Annotated in this window: 15 protein-coding genes and 2 pseudogenes; 14 read left to right on the top strand and 3 right to left on the bottom strand. The window is 66.7% G+C overall.

From position 1 onward, the window contains the following. Positions 1-621: 621 nt before the first annotated feature. From ACYVIH_RS04095 to ACYVIH_RS04030, 14 genes and pseudogenes are all read left to right on the top strand, one after another. Positions 622-903 carry a hypothetical protein gene (locus ACYVIH_RS04095; protein WP_460866316.1) on the top strand — a complete coding sequence of 94 codons (282 nt, stop codon included), beginning with the start codon at positions 622-624 and terminating at the stop codon, positions 901-903. Positions 904-932: 29 nt separating this feature from the next. Next, positions 933-1,688, top strand: a complete 756-nt coding sequence (locus tag ACYVIH_RS04090) for a hypothetical protein (RefSeq protein WP_460866315.1) — start codon at positions 933-935, stop codon at positions 1,686-1,688. Continuing rightward, positions 1,685-3,001, top strand: a complete 1,317-nt coding sequence (locus tag ACYVIH_RS04085) for a type IV secretion system protein (protein ID WP_460866312.1) — start codon at positions 1,685-1,687, stop codon at positions 2,999-3,001. Before ACYVIH_RS04090 ends, ACYVIH_RS04085 begins: the two co-directional genes overlap by 4 nt. Beyond that, positions 2,998-4,506, top strand: a complete 1,509-nt coding sequence (locus ACYVIH_RS04080; RefSeq protein WP_460866310.1) for an SCO6880 family protein — start codon at positions 2,998-3,000, stop codon at positions 4,504-4,506. Before ACYVIH_RS04085 ends, ACYVIH_RS04080 begins: the two co-directional genes overlap by 4 nt. Before the next feature lie 204 nt (positions 4,507-4,710). Further along, entirely contained in the window at positions 4,711-6,027 is a 1,317-nt protein-coding gene (locus tag ACYVIH_RS04075; protein WP_460866307.1) for an ATP-binding protein, read from the top strand. Positions 6,028-6,058: 31 nt separating this feature from the next. Then, positions 6,059-7,225 (top strand): M23 family metallopeptidase, encoded by a 1,167-nt coding sequence (locus tag ACYVIH_RS04070; protein ID WP_460866305.1) that lies wholly within the window; start codon positions 6,059-6,061, stop codon positions 7,223-7,225. A gap of 12 nt (positions 7,226-7,237) precedes the next feature. Continuing rightward, positions 7,238-7,678, top strand: a complete 441-nt coding sequence (locus ACYVIH_RS04065; protein ID WP_460866303.1) for a hypothetical protein — start codon at positions 7,238-7,240, stop codon at positions 7,676-7,678. Positions 7,679-7,737: 59 nt separating this feature from the next. Next, positions 7,738-9,036, top strand: coding sequence for a type IV secretory system conjugative DNA transfer family protein (locus ACYVIH_RS04060; RefSeq protein ID WP_460866301.1), 1,299 nt, complete (start codon positions 7,738-7,740; stop codon positions 9,034-9,036). Between the two features lie 53 nt (positions 9,037-9,089). Continuing rightward, a complete protein-coding gene (locus ACYVIH_RS04055) occupies positions 9,090-9,539 on the top strand; it encodes a hypothetical protein (RefSeq protein ID WP_460866299.1) in 450 nt (149 codons plus the stop codon). A gap of 149 nt (positions 9,540-9,688) precedes the next feature. Next, complete coding sequence (locus tag ACYVIH_RS04050; RefSeq protein ID WP_460866298.1) at positions 9,689-10,345, top strand: nuclease-related domain-containing protein; 657 nt, start codon at positions 9,689-9,691, stop codon at positions 10,343-10,345. 18 nt (positions 10,346-10,363) lie between these two features. Further along, positions 10,364-11,349, top strand: a pseudogene (locus tag ACYVIH_RS04045) (IS3 family transposase); the annotation flags it as partial. Between the two features lie 66 nt (positions 11,350-11,415). After that, positions 11,416-11,715: a transposase gene (locus ACYVIH_RS04040; protein WP_460866295.1), complete on the top strand. Its 300-nt coding sequence runs from the start codon at positions 11,416-11,418 to the stop codon at positions 11,713-11,715. 59 nt (positions 11,716-11,774) lie between these two features. Continuing rightward, positions 11,775-12,599: an IS3 family transposase gene (locus ACYVIH_RS04035; protein ID WP_460866292.1), complete on the top strand. Its 825-nt coding sequence runs from the start codon at positions 11,775-11,777 to the stop codon at positions 12,597-12,599. An 11-nt stretch (positions 12,600-12,610) separates the two neighbouring features. Beyond that, positions 12,611-12,904 (top strand): annotated as a pseudogene (locus ACYVIH_RS04030) (transposase); the annotation flags it as partial. 286 nt (positions 12,905-13,190) lie between these two features. Here ACYVIH_RS04030 and ACYVIH_RS04025 read toward each other — a convergent pair. The 3 genes from ACYVIH_RS04025 to ACYVIH_RS04015 form a co-directional block, all read right to left on the bottom strand. Continuing rightward, a complete protein-coding gene (locus ACYVIH_RS04025) occupies positions 13,191-14,297 on the bottom strand; it encodes an ImmA/IrrE family metallo-endopeptidase (protein WP_460866289.1) in 1,107 nt (368 codons plus the stop codon). A 2-nt stretch (positions 14,298-14,299) separates the two neighbouring features. Beyond that, a complete protein-coding gene (locus ACYVIH_RS04020; protein WP_460866287.1) occupies positions 14,300-15,244 on the bottom strand; it encodes a hypothetical protein in 945 nt (314 codons plus the stop codon). A gap of 247 nt (positions 15,245-15,491) precedes the next feature. Beyond that, positions 15,492-16,490 (bottom strand): hypothetical protein, encoded by a 999-nt coding sequence (locus ACYVIH_RS04015; protein WP_460866284.1) that lies wholly within the window; start codon positions 16,488-16,490, stop codon positions 15,492-15,494. Positions 16,491-16,603: the final 113 nt, after the last annotated feature.

The raw sequence follows: 16,603 nt of genomic DNA, 5'->3' as shown, positions 1-16,603 counted from the left end.
CGCTCACTCATGGGCCGGAACGAGCTCAGTCGCTATCGCGCTCGCAGATCTGGCGTCCAGCAGACTCGGCCGGACGATCCTGATCGATACCAATCCACGCGCAGCCTCCGGACTTCTCGCTGTTGCGCGGCAGGAACTCCCGCCTCGCGGCGGTTGGGCTGTCGGCACCAGAGGCTCTGTCGAGGTACGACGACCCCTCCACTCAGATCGGGTCCGAGAGCCAGCGGCGACGGGCGACGGACTGGTGTTCGTGGACGCCGGCTGTCACGATGCTTCTCGCGTAGACCGGGGCGGCCACGCTGGCGTCGTACTTGTCTGCCGCGCCACCATCCCCGGCCTTCGCTTCGCCGAGGTAGCACTGCACCGGCTTGCCGCCCCCGGCATCTTGCTCGCAGCAGTCGGGCACCGCCGACTCCCTCGCGTCGTCGAAGCCTCAGCGGGGCTTCGGGTGGCCGAGCTCCTGGCGTCCGGACGAGTCGTCTGCTTCGACCATGACCGGCGTCTCGCGACAGAGGGCCTGGACGACCGGCCTCTGCCGAAGACCCTCCTCGCATCGGCCAGCCGGCTTCTGGACGTCCTCGAGCGCGATGCCGCGACAGCCGCGAGGGACGAGGAATGCCGATGAACACACTCGTGCCGCTCCTGACCAACGTCTGCCCCAAGGCACCGCCCGGCCTGGGGACGTGGGATGACGAGATCCTCGGCTGGGTCAAGTGGGGAACCCTCGCCCTGATCGCGGTAGCCGGGTTCGTCTCCATCGGCGCCATCGTGCTCAGCCGGGTGTTCGCACACCCACATGGATCGCGGTACGGCGCGATGGGGCTCGCCGTCACCGTTCTCTCCGCGATCCTGTTCGTGTCGATCTACGCGATCCTCACGGGCATCACCGGCAGGGGGTGCTGAGGATGCGACGCAAGAGGCACACGGAGGCAATGCCCGAGTGGGGTCGCGGCAAGCTCATCGCCGTCCTGGTGACCGGAGCCGTTGCGCTACTCGCCGTGGTCGTCGGTCTCGGCCTGGGTGTCTACTACTCCGTGCTCGCTGGACCGGCCGGCAGCGGGACGGACGGCGCTGGGTCCCAGGATCTCGACCACGCATCGCCCGACTTCACGCGGGGTACGCAGCCCAGCACCGAGGTGGCGACTGGGGCGAGCGAGCTCACCACCGAGACGTTCGAGGAGATCGTTCTCCCGGCGCCGACCGTTCTCGGGCCCGTGGGCGTCTCGAGCGGGTTCCCGCGGACCCCGGAGGGAGCGTTGGCGCAGCTGATCGCGATCGACCAGCGAGTGCTCCAGGCGGCCTCGGTCGACGTCGCCCAGCAGGTCATCAGGCAGTGGGCAGTTCCTGGCGGACCGAGTGCCGAATCCTGGTCAGGCGTGCAGGCTGTGGCCGCTCTCCTCAGCTCAGCCGGTGCCACCCGCAGCGGCGACATTGCGTTGACCGTGTCGGCATCACCGGAGATGGGTCTGATTCGGGACGTCGACGGGGCAGGGGCCGTCGTGTGCGTTGACTTCGTCGTCACCGCGACCAAGACCAAGACCGCCAGCGTTGCGTCCGCTGACTGCCAACGCATGACGTGGGTCGAAGGGCGATGGATGATCGGCGCAGGAGACGAGCCCGAGCAGGCGCCGTCGGTGTGGCCAGGGACGACCGCCGCGCTCGAGGCTGGCTACCGGGTGCTGCGATGACGCCGCTCCTCGCGCCCTGGTTCACCCTGAACCCGCTCGAGTGGCTCGGTGACGCCGCCTCCGAAGCTGTCGGCGAGGCCTGGACCTCCGCGATGGTCGCCTCCTGGTCGTCCGGCCTGTGGGTGCTCAACACCGCATTTCGAGGCGTCGACGCGGCGACGACGCCTGACCTGTCGGCGGGCGGGCCAATGGGCTCGGTGTACCCGTACACCTTCGGTATCGGGCTCACCATCGCGCTGATCATGGGATTCGCCCAAATCGGTGCTGCGGCATTCCGACGGGACGGACAGTCCCTTGGCCGGCTCCTGGTTGGTGTCCTGCAGTTCGGTGCCGTATGGCTCGGGTACGTCGGAGTCGCGGCTGCACTGGTGACGGCGGCCGGTGGACTCACGCAGGGACTGTTGCACGAGCTGCTGGGCGTTGACTCCTTCGCCGGGTACCAGCCGGGCACCACATGGCCACGCCAGGTCACCGACACGGTCACGGCCAGCGTTCTGGGTATCTGCGCCTGGCTCCTGATCTGGCCGGCCGCGATCATTTATCTGCTCCTGATGCTGGTGCGAGAGGCGGCGTTGATGCTGCTTGCCGCGACGTCGCCCATCGCTGCGGCGGGCCTCCTGTCGGACGTGGGACGCGCCTGGTTCTGGAAGTCGCTGAGGTGGTTCATCTCCGCGCTGCTCATCGCGCCTCTGTCCGCACTGGTGCTGGGGATCGGTCAGAAGATCAGTGAATCCGTGGTGAGTGGAGCCGGCGAATCCACGGAGGCCACTGTCGGCATGGCCGTCGTCGGCGGCGTCATCATCCTCATCGGTGCGCTCTGCCCGTTCATCGTCTTTCGGTTGCTGGCTTTCGTCGATCCGGGGACTTCCAGCGGTGCGGCGATGCGGGCCTCGATGGCGTCGTTTGGCGGCGTACGCAACCTGCTCTCGGGACAACAAGCCGGAGGCCCCGTGGTCGCCGCGCAGACTGATGGCGCAGGCCGCTCGATGGGAGAAGCCAGCGCAGACGCCGCGACCTCGAGTCGCTTTGCGGCAGCAGGATCGGCGGCCGCTACAGGCGCAGGGGTTGTGGTTGCCGCGGTGGGAGCTGTCTCCAAGGCGGCGCATGCGGCCATCAACGTCGGGACCGACGTCCTCAGCAGCGCCGGCATCGGAGACGGACACCCGTACTACCCGCACTACAGTCCTGACCGGCGCATGGGTGGCCCGCCGCCAAGCGCGGTGCTCGGTACAGACACCGCTGAAGCACCCGACGCGCAGCCACGCGCGCCGGAAAGGCAAGAGACGGACACGCCCGAAGGCAAGCCAACGTGAGTACGACGTACTCGGACTACCTACGGGACCGCACCGGCTGGTTCTTCGGCCTCACCGGTCTCCAGCTCGCCCTGCTAGCGCTTGGCGGCCTGCCGGTCTGGCTCACGGTGAACGCCGCCCGCTGGGCATGGCTGCTCCTCTGGATCCCCGTCTGGCTGCTCTTGACGTTCTTGGTCGTGGTGCCGGTCAGGGGCTGGACGGCTGCGCAATGGATCGGCGTTCTGGCGGCGCATGGGATCGGAGGCGCGATGGGATGGACTCGGTGGCAGTCGAAGGTTGCGGCCGGGATCGCGGACGACCTGAACCTCGTCGATCTGCCAGGTGTCCTGGCCGGCATCGAGATTCACGCGGGACCGCCGTACGCACATCACCTGACCCGGGTAGCCGTGATCCAGGATCATGCTCGCCGTACCTGGGCGGCCACGGCCGTCATCGAGCATCCTGGGCTTGGGCTCACCGAGCCCGAGGCCCGCGACCGGATGGGAGCGGGGCTGGCAGAGCTCTGCGAGGCTGCATCGCGTGCCGAACTCGTCGAGCTGATCACCATGCAGGTGCGTACCGTGCCGGACGACGGCGCCGAACGCCAGGACTGGGTACGGAGGCACCGGCGTCCTGGCGGGCCTGAGCTCGCACGTCGAGTAAACGACATCCTTGCCGCCCAGCTGCTGCCTGCATCGGTGCGCACGGAGGCCTTCCTGACCGTGGTCGTGAGCGAGGACCGGATGAGTCGCACAGCGAAGCGGGCCGGGTCCGGTGTCACCGGCAGAGCCCGAGTGCTGTACGGCGTCCTCGGTGAGGTGGAGGCGCGGTTGCTCGGCACGATGGGCTGCACGCGCGTCTCATGGCTGGACACGAATGGTCTCGCGACGGCGATCCGGACTGGGTTTGAACCCGGTGATCGCGCGAGTCTGCTCGCCGCCGACATCGCTTCGCGAGGGCAGCGACGCATTACCACCGGTGTGCCCCTCGCTGCGGCAGGACCCACGCAAGCCGTCACCGAGCTGCGCCAGTACCGCCACGGCGACTGGGTCAGTATCACCGACACCATCCTGCTGCCGGAGCAGGGCGCCGTCCTCGGAGCACTCGCGCCCGTCCTCGTCCCCTCAGAGGCCGGGGAGCGTCGCTCGCTCACAGTTTCGCTCACACCCGTCTCCCAGCGGGCTGCCGGGCGGATCACGGGTCGGGAGGAGATGTCCGCGATCACCGGCGCCGAGCTCCGTCGGCGCAGTGGCCGTCTCGAAAGGGCGAACGAGAGACGTGCGGTGAGCCGCGTCAGGGCGACCGACGAGAAGCTCGCCCGAGGCCGCTCCTTGGTCCGGGTGAGCGCGGCGGTCTCGGTGACCGTGCCGCGGTTGTGGCCGATCACGGAGATCGGCCGCCGCCTGGACGCGTCCGTTCGGCTTGCTGGCTACGTGCCGCAGCGGCTCGATGGGGCCCAGGACGCGGCCTTCGCTGCTGCCGCCATCCCTCTGGGCGTAGGTGTCCGACGGGCTCGGCTCAAGTGACGGGCGCTCCGCTGACGCGGATGCATTGACGGAATCTGATTGGTCCATGTCCGTGAGTACGGAGCCCTCATACCTAGTCCCTTCGTGACCCAGCGATCTCCTTCGACAGATGCGCGTCCGTTCTCGCGGTTCGTCGGGCCTCGCGGCTACCGGCAGAACGGCCGCGGGTGGTCTCCTGCTCTGCCGGCGCTGTCGATGTGGCGCATGACGTCAGAGCAGACACCGGTCCTCTGGCCGCTGATAGCCGGTCAGGGTCTGCCTCCCACGGGCGCGCAGATGGGCGTCGACCTGTTGAGCGGCGGAGCGTTCCACTGTGACCCGCTGGGATGGGTCAAGGACGACGCGATCTCCGTGACCAACCCCAATGTGTTCGTCTTCGGGAAGCCGGGACGGGGAAAGTCCGCGACGGTGAAGGTCTTCTGTCTGCGGATGATGGACTTCGGCTACCGCGTCCTGATCCTCGGGGACACCAAGGACGAGTACGAAGCGCTGTGCCGCGCCCTGGGCGTGGAGCCCTTCGTCATCGGTCATGGCCTCGCCACGAGGGTGAACCCGCTGGACGCCGGCCCGCTGGGTTGGGGGTGGCAGCGCCTTGACAGCGCCGAGGCGAACCGACGGGCGTCCATCCTGTTCAACCGCTGGGTCATGCTCATCCGCGGCCTCGTCGGGTCGCAGAAGGTCGGCGGGGAGTGCGTCCCGTTCGGGCCATCAGACGAGACAGCCGTGTCGAGTGCGCTGCGCAGTTTGACTGGCAACAGTGGCGGGTCGACCGCCCTCCGGGAAGTGACGATCCCGCAGTTGTGGCATGCCCTCGACGTACCGAGCGACGAGCTGGTCGAGGAGTGCCGGTACGCCTCGGCTCGCGAGTTCTATGACGGCACCCGCACCTTGCGGGATGCGCTGGGAGCACTCGTCAAGGGGCACCTCGCGGGGCTGTTCGACGCGCCCACCACCATCCGTCCTGACTGGGGTGCTCCTATCCAGTCACTATCGCTGTCGCGGCTGGACAAGTCGGGTGACGAGGCTGTCGGGATCGCGCTGCTGTGCCTTAACTCGTGGGGACAGGGGATGCGAGAGATTGCCGACCCCACCGACGTACGCATCGTCGTCCGCGACGAAACGTGGAAGCAGATGAGGCTCGGCCTCGAGCCGGTGAAGACGCTGGACGCCAACCTGCGGCTCTCACGCCACGCCGGCGACGTTCAGGTCGTCGTCTACCACAAGCCTTCGGACCCGTTGTCTGCCGGCGCCGCCGATTCCCAGGCTGTCGCCATCGCGAAGGACCTACTTCACCTCGCAGACGTGCGCGTGCTGCACGGTCAGGACAAGGCCGTCGGCGATGAGCTTGCCGAGCTGCTCGGCCTGAACCCGATCGCGACCTCCCTGGTGACGGGATGGGCGATGGGCGGCAAGGGACGAGCGCTTTGGACGGTGGGGGAGCGCCAGTTCAAGGTCGAGACCCGCATGACCCCGCTCGAGCTGGAGCTCACCTACACCAACGAAGCTCTCCAGCGGGCCTGAGCCGATGCCAGCCTTGGTTCTTGGCGTCGGGATGACGTTCGCCCTGCTGGTGTCGGTGCCCGTGCTCGTGGTCGGATCCCTCGGTGCTGCGTCGGACCAACCGTGCGTCGCAGGGTTGGACGCGAACGGTCAAACCGCGGCCACGGCGTCGTCTGCCGCGACCGCCGGGCTCGATGCCACCCAGCTGCGGCATGCAGCCACGATCATCAGCGTCGGTCGGCACCGACAGGTCCCGTCCCAGGGGATCGTGATCGCTCTAGCGACCGCATTGCAGGAGTCGCACCTGCGCGTGTACGCGAACGACGGGACCGGTGACCTGGCCGCCGACCAACGCGGCATCGAGGCCTCACTCGGGTTTCGCCACGACGCCGTAGGACGCGACCACGGAAGCCTGGGCATCTTTCAGCAGCAATGGCCGTGGTGGGGATCCATGGCCGAGCTCATGGATCCGACGACGTCCGCAGGAATCTTCTACGACGCACTCCAGGGTGTGACTGGGTGGAAGTCGCTCCCTGTCACGGTCGCGGCACAGACGGTGCAGAAATCGGCGTACCCCTGGGCGTACGCCGACGACGAACCACTCGCACGAACGCTGCTTCACGAACTCGGTGCCGGGACCGTAGGCGGACCTATGGACTGTCCGGCGGCCCCGGCTGGTGGTGGCCTGGTGCAGTTCCCGCTACGACCCGGCTCCGGGTACGTCGACCGGCGCAACTTCGGCTTGGCCGGGGCCTCCTGGAAGAGCCAGCACACCGGCACCGACTTCTCGGTCGGGTGCGGCGCCCCTGTGCTCGCGGCGCACTCTGGGACCGTACGGATCCTGACGGACCAACCGTGGGCTGGACGATGGCTGGTGCAGGTGCAGGTGCAGGTCGCCCTAGGCCGGCTCACCACCTGGTACGCGCACATGCAGTCGTTAAGCGTCGGTGACGGCGACTGGGTTCAGGCAGGGCAGGTGATTGGGCAGGTCGGCCAGGAGGGCAACGCCACGGGGTGCCACCTGCACTTCGAGGTTCATCCGCGTGGAGGAAGCATCTACGAAGACCCGATTGATCCGAGCACATGGCTGGCCCGGAACGCCGGCAAGGCATCCGAGGGCGCAGACTCCGTGCTCCGTCAGGCTGGATTCGGGCCCGAAGGACGGCGCCGTGTCCACGAGCGTGGGCGACACGGGCCTAGGAAGAGGCGGAAGTCGTGAAAGGAGTCGCGGATGCGTGTCCAGCAGTCGAGGACTCATGTGCTGCCGCTGACGTGGGAGATCCCGACGACGATCGCAGCAAGCTGGCTCTTCCTCAGCCTGCTGGGGCTGCCCGCTGGTGAGGCGGCCGCTGCCTGGCTGACAGGGCAGGGCTTCACCTGGCCCGAGAGTGGCCTGATGGAGGCAACGGTCGCGGTCCTGCAGGGAGAGCCCGCAAGCGAGCCGGCGTTGGTCTACGCGCTCATCGCCCTCTTCGAGGTGGGTGTCGCGCTGGTCGGCCTTCTCGCGCTCCGTCTCTGGTGGCGCTCCTACGGCCCTGGGGCCCAGCACGGCCTCGCGACAAGGAGTGACGTCGCGGTGGCGCTCGGCTCCACAAACCTTCGGCGTCGGAAATCGGTGATCCGGCCGGACCTCTACGACGGTGGGCGTCGTCGTACTCCAAGTGCGCCATGAGGACACAAGACGCGCGAGAGGCTGGCTGGCGTCTTGGACGCTCGGCCGTTCCTCGCGGAGTGGAGCTGTGGGTGCCGTACGACAGGACCGCGGGCGTCTACGGACCGCAAGGATCCGGCAAGACGCTTGACCTGCTCACGCCAGCACTGCTGGACAATCCCGGCGCGGCACTGGTGACGCTTACCAAGCCCGAGGACTTGCTGCTGACCATTGACCACCGAGGCGCTGGCAAACGACCGGTGGCGGTGCTCGACCCATTCGACCTTGTGCCTGGCGCACCGGAGTTGGTGTGGGACCCCGTCGCTGGATGCGAGGACTCCATGACCGCCGAACGGCGCGCGAAGGCGTTCACTGCCGGCACAGTCCGCGGAGCGGTGACCCGTGGCGCCGGCGACGAGGCTGCTCGCTTCTACGCGGCCGAGGGTGCGAAGGTGCTGCAGGCGTACTTCCACGCCGCTGCCCTTAGCGGCGGAACCCTCGAGGACGTGCTCGCGTGGATCGCCGACCCGCACAACGCAGCGCAACCGGAAGAGGTGCTCCGCACACATGGCGCAGCAGCCCCGTTCTGGGACGGACTCCTTCGCGGCGCGCTGCAGGGTGATGACCGGACCGCGGGCAACACCATCACCACCGTGCAGCAGGCGACGGCGTTGTTCTTTCAGGAATCGATCCGACGTCGTTGTGTCCCGGGTCCGGGCCACCCGGCCACCGACCTGCGGGACCTGATCGCCCACGGTGGAACATTGTATCTCCTCGGCCGGGACGACCCGTATGCGTCGGCCTCCCCGTTGATGACCGCGATCGCCGAGCACGTCTTGGACACCGCGCTCGCGATGGCTCACTCATCACCGTACGGACGGCTCTGTCCATGCTTCCTGGCGTGCCTCGACGAGTTGCCTTCCACCACGCCGCTCCCCACCCTGCGGACACGGATGGCCAATGAGCGGGCTCTCGGGCTGTCGTTCATGTACGCCGCGCAGACGTGGCGTCAGCTGGTCGTCTGCTACGGGGAGGATGAGGCCCGGTCCATCTTCGGACTCACCAACAACATCGTCGTGTTCGGCGGAGGCAAGGACGTCGCCTTCTACAAGGAGATCTCCGACCTCGTCGGTACCACTCGAGTGTCGCGGTGGAGCTACAACCGCAACCGGGGCGCCTGGGGGAGCAGCGTGTACGGCGACGACGTCCCTGTCCTCCGTCCGGAGGAGATCCGGCAGCTGCCCGAGCGCCACGCCTTGGTGGTCGCGGAAAATGTCGCGCCATTCATCGCGCGATTGACGAGGTGCCTTGACGGACGATCAGGCCGCTCGTTGCTCCAGGCTCAGGAGCGTTCCCGACGAGGGATGGCGGCGCGATGAGTGGCCGTGCGCATCCCGTCGCCGCCGGGTTCCCGACGCCGCCTCCACTCATCATGGGGCTGCTCGACGAGTTGCGATTGGCTGCTGAGCGTCCACCGGAGTCGAAAGAGGAGCTCCGCTGGCTGGCGGAGATGCCACGGCCGTGGGATCCGCCATCCTGTCCACCATCGTTGCAGGTGAGCTTGTGGCAGTGGCTCGACGAAGTCGTTGCCTGGATCAACGAGGAACACACCTGGCGCGTCGATCGGCTCATACCCATCTGCTGGAAAGAACACCCCCATATCGCGCACGAGCTCGCCACTGTTGCCTGCCTGCGACTCAACGCCATGTACGCCGTCACGCCCGACCCATTAGAAGACTGGTACAAGTACACGCTGCCGCTGTTCCTGGACCGGATCGCTCAGCGGGTCGGTAACGGTGGGTGTCCACCGGAGAGGCACCAGCCGTGTCCCGGCACTGCCCGGCATGAGCGGCACCGACAGGCGATGACGGCCTCTCGCTGATCGCTACGTCGATGTTGAGAGGGAGGCGCCATGAGTGCGAACGCGTTGGCGGCGGAAAGGTAAGACGCGGGTACTGGCGCACCGATTTGGGCCGGGGCGGGATCAGAAAAGTCGTCGTTTCTGTGCTGATTCCGGATACCGTCTGCTTCGTGGAGGGGGAGCCGATTCCGAACGAGAAGCGCATGCGGTTGCGATACACCGGCACGTGTCGGGTGTGCAGCGTCGAGTTATCCGCGAAGGCCGAAGCGATCTACGAGCGTTCCAGCAAGACCGTCCGCTGCATCACGCACGACACGGCATCAGAGGCATCGCCTGGAGTTTCGAACGCGGTGGACGCCGGCAGCCCGGGAGCGTCCGCGCGCCGCGAGTTCGAGCGCCGCAATGCCAGACGTGAAGAGCGGACCCGAGCCAAGCACCCCAAGCTGGGCGGGCTCATCCTTGCGCTCAGCGACGACCCGCAGTCCACCAGGGCCTGGGACACGGGGGCGCTGGGGGAGGAAAGACTCGGAAACCGCCTCAATGAGCTCGCGTCAGACTCGCTCCGCGTCCTTCATGACCGACGCATGCCAGGAAGCAGGGCGAACACCGACCACATCGCCGTGACTCCTACGGGTGTCTATGTGATCGACGCGAAGAAGTACAAGGGCCGCCCACAGCTCAAGATCGAGGGCGGATTCCTGCGACCGCGAGTCGAGAAGCTGCTCGTCGGCACCCGAGACTGCACCAAGCTCGTCGACGGTGTGCTCAAACAAGTCGACATCGTGCGCGGTTTGAACCGTCACGGGTTTGATGCCGCTCCTGTTTGAGTCCAGGAGGATGAGCACATGCCCAAGAAGATCGATGCTGCGGTCAAGGAGCGCGCGCTGCGGATGTTCGCCGACCACCGGCAGGACTACCCCTCAGACACCGCGTTGGCCGAGGCGGTGGCGAAGAAGGTCGGTGTGGGTCGTGAGACGGCGAGACGCTGGCTGGTGCAGGCCGACATCAACGCCGGCGCCCGACCAGGAGCGACCAGTGATGACAACGCCGAGATCAAGCGGCTCAAGGCCGAGGTGAAGAAGCTGCGCGAGGACAACGAGATCCTCAAAGCCGCAACGGTTTTCTTCGCCGGGGAGCTCGACCCCCGAAACCGCTGATCATGGCGTTCATCGACGACATGAGAGCGGCTGGCCACGCGGTCGAGTCGACCTGCCGAGTGCTCACCGAGCACGGCTGCAGGGTCGCCGCGCGGACCTACCGATCGTGGAAGCAAACCACCCGCCCGATCGCGACCCGGACGCTGACCGACGCCGCGATCACTGACGCGCTGCTCGCCGCTCAGAGCACCCCCGAAGGCCTCTACGGTCGCCGGAAGATGACCCACTGGCTGCGTCGGCAGGGCCACGAAGTCGCGTTCTGCACCGTGGACCGCCTGATGGGTGACCTGGGCATGAACGGGGTCCGTCGCGGCAAGGCGGTGCGGACGACGATTCCCGCCAAGGATGGTCACCGGGCCGGGGACCTGCTGGACCGCGACTTCACGGCACCGGCACCCAACACCCGTTGGGTCGCTGACTTCACCTACTGCCGCACGTGGGCGGGGTTCGTCTATGTCGCCTTCGTCCTCGACGTCTTCGCTCAGCGGATCGTGGGCTGGTATGCGGCGACCGACAAGCGCACCTCCCTGGTGCTGACGCCGCTGCGCATCGCGCTGTGGGACCGGGAGCGTCAGGGCGTTCCGGTCGAACCGGGGCAGCTGCTGCACCATTCCGACGCCGGCAGCCAATACACGAGCATCCGGTTCACCGAGCACCTCGACCTCGAGGGCATTGGTCTTCCCCTGATCTGACGGACACCGTCACAGTGGATCTACAGCGGTCCACGGAAGGGTGTCTCGATGGAGACCTACTCACAGGAGTTCAAGGACCAGATCGTCGAGCTGCACCGCAAGGGCGGCCGGACGTTCATGGATCTCGCCAAGGAGTTCAACCTCGCAGCAACCACGGTCTCGAACTGGGTCCGGGCGGCGGAGAAGCGGGAGGCAAAGGCGGCGCGCACGAAGGCGGCCGGCGGCGAGGGCGGGGAGTCGGACCAGGCGAAGATCAAGCGTCTGGAGAAGGAGCTGTCCCGCAAGGAGGAAGAGCTCGAGATCCTGGGAAAAGCGCTGGCCTTCTTCGCACGGCGGACGGACCAGTAGACATCTACTGCTACATCCGCGCGGAGAAGGCTGCCGATACCGAGGTCAACATCAGCGCCATGTGCCGGGTCCTGGGCGTCTCCCGATCCGGCTACTACGACCGGCTCGACCGGGTGCAGGCTCCGCCTGCCGGCCGTGCCGCAGCAGACACCGAGCTTCTAGCGGAGATCGAGGCGATCCACGCGACGTTCCGCTACTACGGGTCACCGCGCGTGCATCAGGAGCTGTTGGCTCGAGATCACCACGTCGGCAGGCACCGCGTGGCCCGACTGATGAGATTGCACGGAATCAAGGCCTGCCGCGGCAAGATCAAGTCGCGACCGCGAGCGGCGCCGCCCTCCCGCCGGCCCGAAATCACCGACCGGGTCCACCGCGACTTCCACGCCGACGTCGCCGACACGCTCTGGTTCACCGACATCACCCAGATCCGCACCGGTGAGGGCTGGCTGTACGCCGCGGTCATTCTCGACGCGTTCAACCGCGAGGTGATCACCTGGGCCGTTGCCAACCACGAGACACCACGCACCGCGCTGCAGGCCCTGGGCGACGCGATCAAGACCCGGCGACCAGCCCCGGGCTGCATCATCCACTCCGACCGGGGCTACCAGTTCACCTCTGCCGACTGGCTCAACCTCGCCGCGGGCCGGGGCCTGCAGATCTCCATCGGCGAACGCAAGAGCTGCCTGGACAACGCCGCGATGGAGTCCTGGTTCGCCTCCTACAAGAACGAAGAGCTCTACCCCAACGGGCAGCCCCGAACCCGGGCAGAGGCTCGCAGCAGGCTGTTCGGCTACATCTGGGACTACAACACCCAGCGCCGACACTCCACACTCGGATACGTATCCCCGAAGTACTACGCAGAAGAAGCCAGCATCTGTCCGTGAGACCCGGGCAAGACCACATCGCACCATCGATCGGGTCGGTCGGGGACGCCTACGACAACGCCCTGATGGAATCGGTGATCGGTCTGTTCAAGACCGAGTGCATCGCCACAACCGTCTTCCATGACGGGCCCTACAAGACCCTCGCCGACGTCGAGTACGCCACCGCCGGCTGGGTCGACTGGTACAACCACCGACGCCTCCACGGCTCGCTCGGCATGATCAGCCCGGTCGAGTACGAGGAAGCCCACTACGCTGCTCGGCAAGCCGTCGGCAGCACCACACTAGAAGCGGCAGAAATCCCGTGACGGTTCAGTTTTATCGGTGATGATCTACCCGTCCACGGCGTGCTCTGTTTCGTCGAGGCCGACTGGCCGCTGATCGGCGGATCCTTCACGACCCGCGGCATCGAGGCGCTGCGGCCAAAGAGGCTCTATCCGAAGTTCAAGGCGGACGGTCCACTCCTGACCCAGACCGTGGCAGAGGTTCACCGGCGCCTTGGATCATCCCTGCCCCCAGCGTGACCACGTGACACACCGCAGATGCGCCGCGTCGCGGCGAAGTGACGCGGGTTATGAACGGAGACTCTGTCGACTAGGCGCAGTCGTTGCAGTGGGTGGCGGCATCGTCCTCGTAGAGGTGGTTGGGCTGCATGAGGTAGCAGCCCATGCAGACCCGTTCCTTGACATGGCTGGCTGAGCAGCCGCATCGGCCACACGCCGGACATTTCGGCTTGCTGCAGACGTCGTGGGTCGGCGTCCATGCCTGGAAGGGCTCGCCGCACTCGGCGTTTGGGCATTCGCGGTCAGGCGCGCGGGGGCCGGTGTCGTACTTCGGGAGGGTGAAGCGGTCTGCCCAGGGTGGTTTCTCGGTGACGGCGACGATAACCAGGTGTCCGCTGCCGATGTCGGCGACCTGGGCGTACATCGGCGAGCTTCGGATGCCGTCGCGGTACTCGAAGGTGGTGTCGTTCTCGGTGATTCTGAAGTTACGGTCGCCGTCGGCTAGGCGTCGGCGGGCCTTCTTCACGATCTCGGAGTTCGACTGCTTTGAGCCTCGGCGCGGGGGTGGGACACCGTGAGCCGGGGCGATCTGGACAACGTCTTCGTGGTCGAGCAGGACGACCATGCCGGGGACAACGAAGTTCTCGCTGGCGCGGACACAGACTGCCTGGCGGGATGCGGAGGTGCTCTGGGCGAGGGCGACGATGTCGGCGGCCGTGGGCGTTCCGGTCCCGAGGATGGATGTCGCTGTGTCGTTGGGGATGAGGAGTGTTGCGGAGAACCGTTCGCAGATCCGGTCTTCGACAGCGAAGGTGATGTCGAGTGGCAGGTCGGCGAGTACGTCAGCTATCTCGGGCGTGGTGTGTTGGATGTGGTGGCCGAGTTCGTGCAGTGCGGTGAACGCATCGCGGCGGGTGTTTCCGGATTCGGCGACGGCGATGATGGCGCGCACGGTGGTGCTGGGGTCGTAGTAGGTGCCTGCGACGCTGCACTCTTTGCCGAGAGTTGCTGAGGGCGGGACGTTGATGGCCGGTTGGAGTCGGCGCACGATGACGTCGTCCCAACTCTCGAGCTCACTGAGTGGGTCGGTTTCGAGTCCGCGGCGGTCAAGGATGCCGTCGTCAATGAGGTCTTGGAGTGCGCTGAGTGCGACGAGGACCATCTTGTTGATGAGGTCCCACGGCATGGGATTGGGCACGCCTAGTCCTGGGGCAGGTGGGTGTCGAGGTACTGGTTGATGCGTTGGCGCCACTGGTCGAGTTCGTTGTCGTCGGCTTGTCCGGTGGCGCGGGCGGCTGCTGCGTAGACCCCGTAGGCGCAGTTGCGACGCGCTGTGATTTCGTCGGCGCCAGTCGCCTTGGCGTACTTGGTGATGCGGGCGCGGACCGCGGGTGTGTTGAACAGGTGGATGACAGCGGACGGGAGCTGTGAGGCAGCTGCGACGAGTTCATCGGCCGAGTGCCCGGCAAGGGGAGCGATCTTGGTCGCTTCGTCAGGTTGAAGCGGTCTTTGGCCGCGTTTGATCTGCAGCGCGTCGGCGGTGCTCACACCGACGGCCTGGGCGATCTCGGAACCTTTGACGTTGGCGAGGAGTTCTGTGATGTCGCCACCGGATTCGGGGATCCAGGTGGCGTAGGTGAGGGTCTTGAGATCGTCGATGACGCTCGCGCGCATGACGCCGTCGTTGGTCCGTTTGGTCGGGACGGCTTGATAGTGAAGGAGCTCGTTCGAGGCGAGCTTCCGCTCCGGTGACGGCGTCTTCATGTGCCCCAGATGCGCGTCGAGTGTGGCGAGAGGAATGGTCTGTGTGGCGTCAAGCCAGAGAACCGCGGAAATCCCGATCGTCGTTCCGGACGCTGGGGTCACCGTTGCGCTGGAGTCAGCAAGGTCCGGGTCAAAGGTGACTGCTGCGACCCTCACATGGTCGTCATCTGGGTTGGTCACGATGATTACCGCGAGTGCCGTCTTCTCCCATCGTGCTCGCCAGATCTGATTGATGCCGGGTTCGGGCAGTTCGGCGGTCTCGTCGGGAAAGGTGGGCGCACTGATGCCTCGTGCGGCGAGTAGTCGCTCGCGAACGGAGTCTGCTGCCGCTGCGAAGTTGAACTTGTCACCACTGTTCGGGGTGCGCTGTTCGTCGCCCATAGTCACCTCGTTTCCACGCTAATCATCGTTGAAGGCGCCCATGGGCGCACTGACAGAGCACCTTCTGCGAAGGTGGCGGTGGCGAGTGCTTCGACATGGTCGCGGTTCGTTGGCGGCAGCGTTGCTCGCCTCTCAATAGGAACTGACGAGCCATCTCGACCAGAACTGCGAGTACAGGTTCTGGTCGGACAGGAGCTAGTCATTCGTGCGGTGAGGAGTTCGACGACCGTCCGGGTGGTTGTTTGGGTCACGGGGTTCCGCCCGAGGGTCCGTTGGGGTGCTCGCGGTTGTAGATAGCCGTGAGTTCGTCCAGAATGTGCCGGCCGAACTCGGGGGTCAGTGCGTGTTCGCGGATCTTGGCGAACATCGCCTCCAGGATGGCCTGGGCTTCGCCTTCTCCGCAGCCGAGAATGAGGACGACCGCTGCGATGCGCGCATCTGAATCCTCCGGAACGTCGAGGAACGGATAGATCGAGCGTTCCTCGGCGGAGAACTCGACCCAAAGCCAGTCTGCGGCGTCTGCTGCTGCTACTCGGTCGAGCTGCTCCTCGGCAGTCGGGTCGGCGGGACCGTACACGGCGAGGTGTTCGGGGTCGGTCGGGCTGGTGGTGTCGGAGACGTCGCGGCTGTCCGGGTCGAGGAACTCATCGAAGCGGCGGGCGATTACCCGGGCGAGGATCTGATCAGGGAGGTAGCAGCCGCCGGCAGCGGTGAAGATCGCGGTGATGACGTCGAGTAGTGCCTGCTTGGTGACCGGGGGTGGTGGGCCGGACCTGTTGAACCTCACGCCGGGCGGGACCGGGGTGCGTGCCGCAGCCGCGTGAAGGGCATCTTCGTCGCCCTGCCACAGTTCGCCGCGGGCGCCCGGGGACCCGGCGGGCGCCCACCCGTCGAGCGAATTCGCGGCGTCGTCGAGTCGGACGTAGTCAGGGTGGCGCAGCAGCATCGTCGCGAGCCGGTTCCGCATGAGGCCGACGGGCGTGCTCTTGGCGACGTCGATCATGTAGTTGCGGATGGTCTTGAGGAGTCGTCGTTCTAGGTGTCCCTGGTCGCCGCCTGCGGCTGCCTTGGCCTCGGCGACGATGGCGGCGCCCTTGTGGAGGTACAGGTCGACGGCCTGGTCGGTGACCGCGGTCTCGGTCCAACTGTCGTGGTCCCCGGGCGGCGGGAACGAGGACTGCCGGACAACCTGCCAGACGAGACGAACAACGAGCGTCAGCTCGTCTTCCTCTTCGTAGCTGGACATGCCCTTGTTCCATCCCCGCGCGCCGACTGGCCAGCGGGTACGCCCTCCCGCCGAGGTCAGTGTGCCGTTTCGACAAGGAGTTGGCCCGCATCTGCGCCTGACCGGCGAGTCCA

It is taken from the genome of Nocardioides pakistanensis, assembly GCF_054781215.1.
Note: the sequence above shows the minus strand (reverse complement) of the source record. Positions and strands in the feature narration are given on the sequence as shown.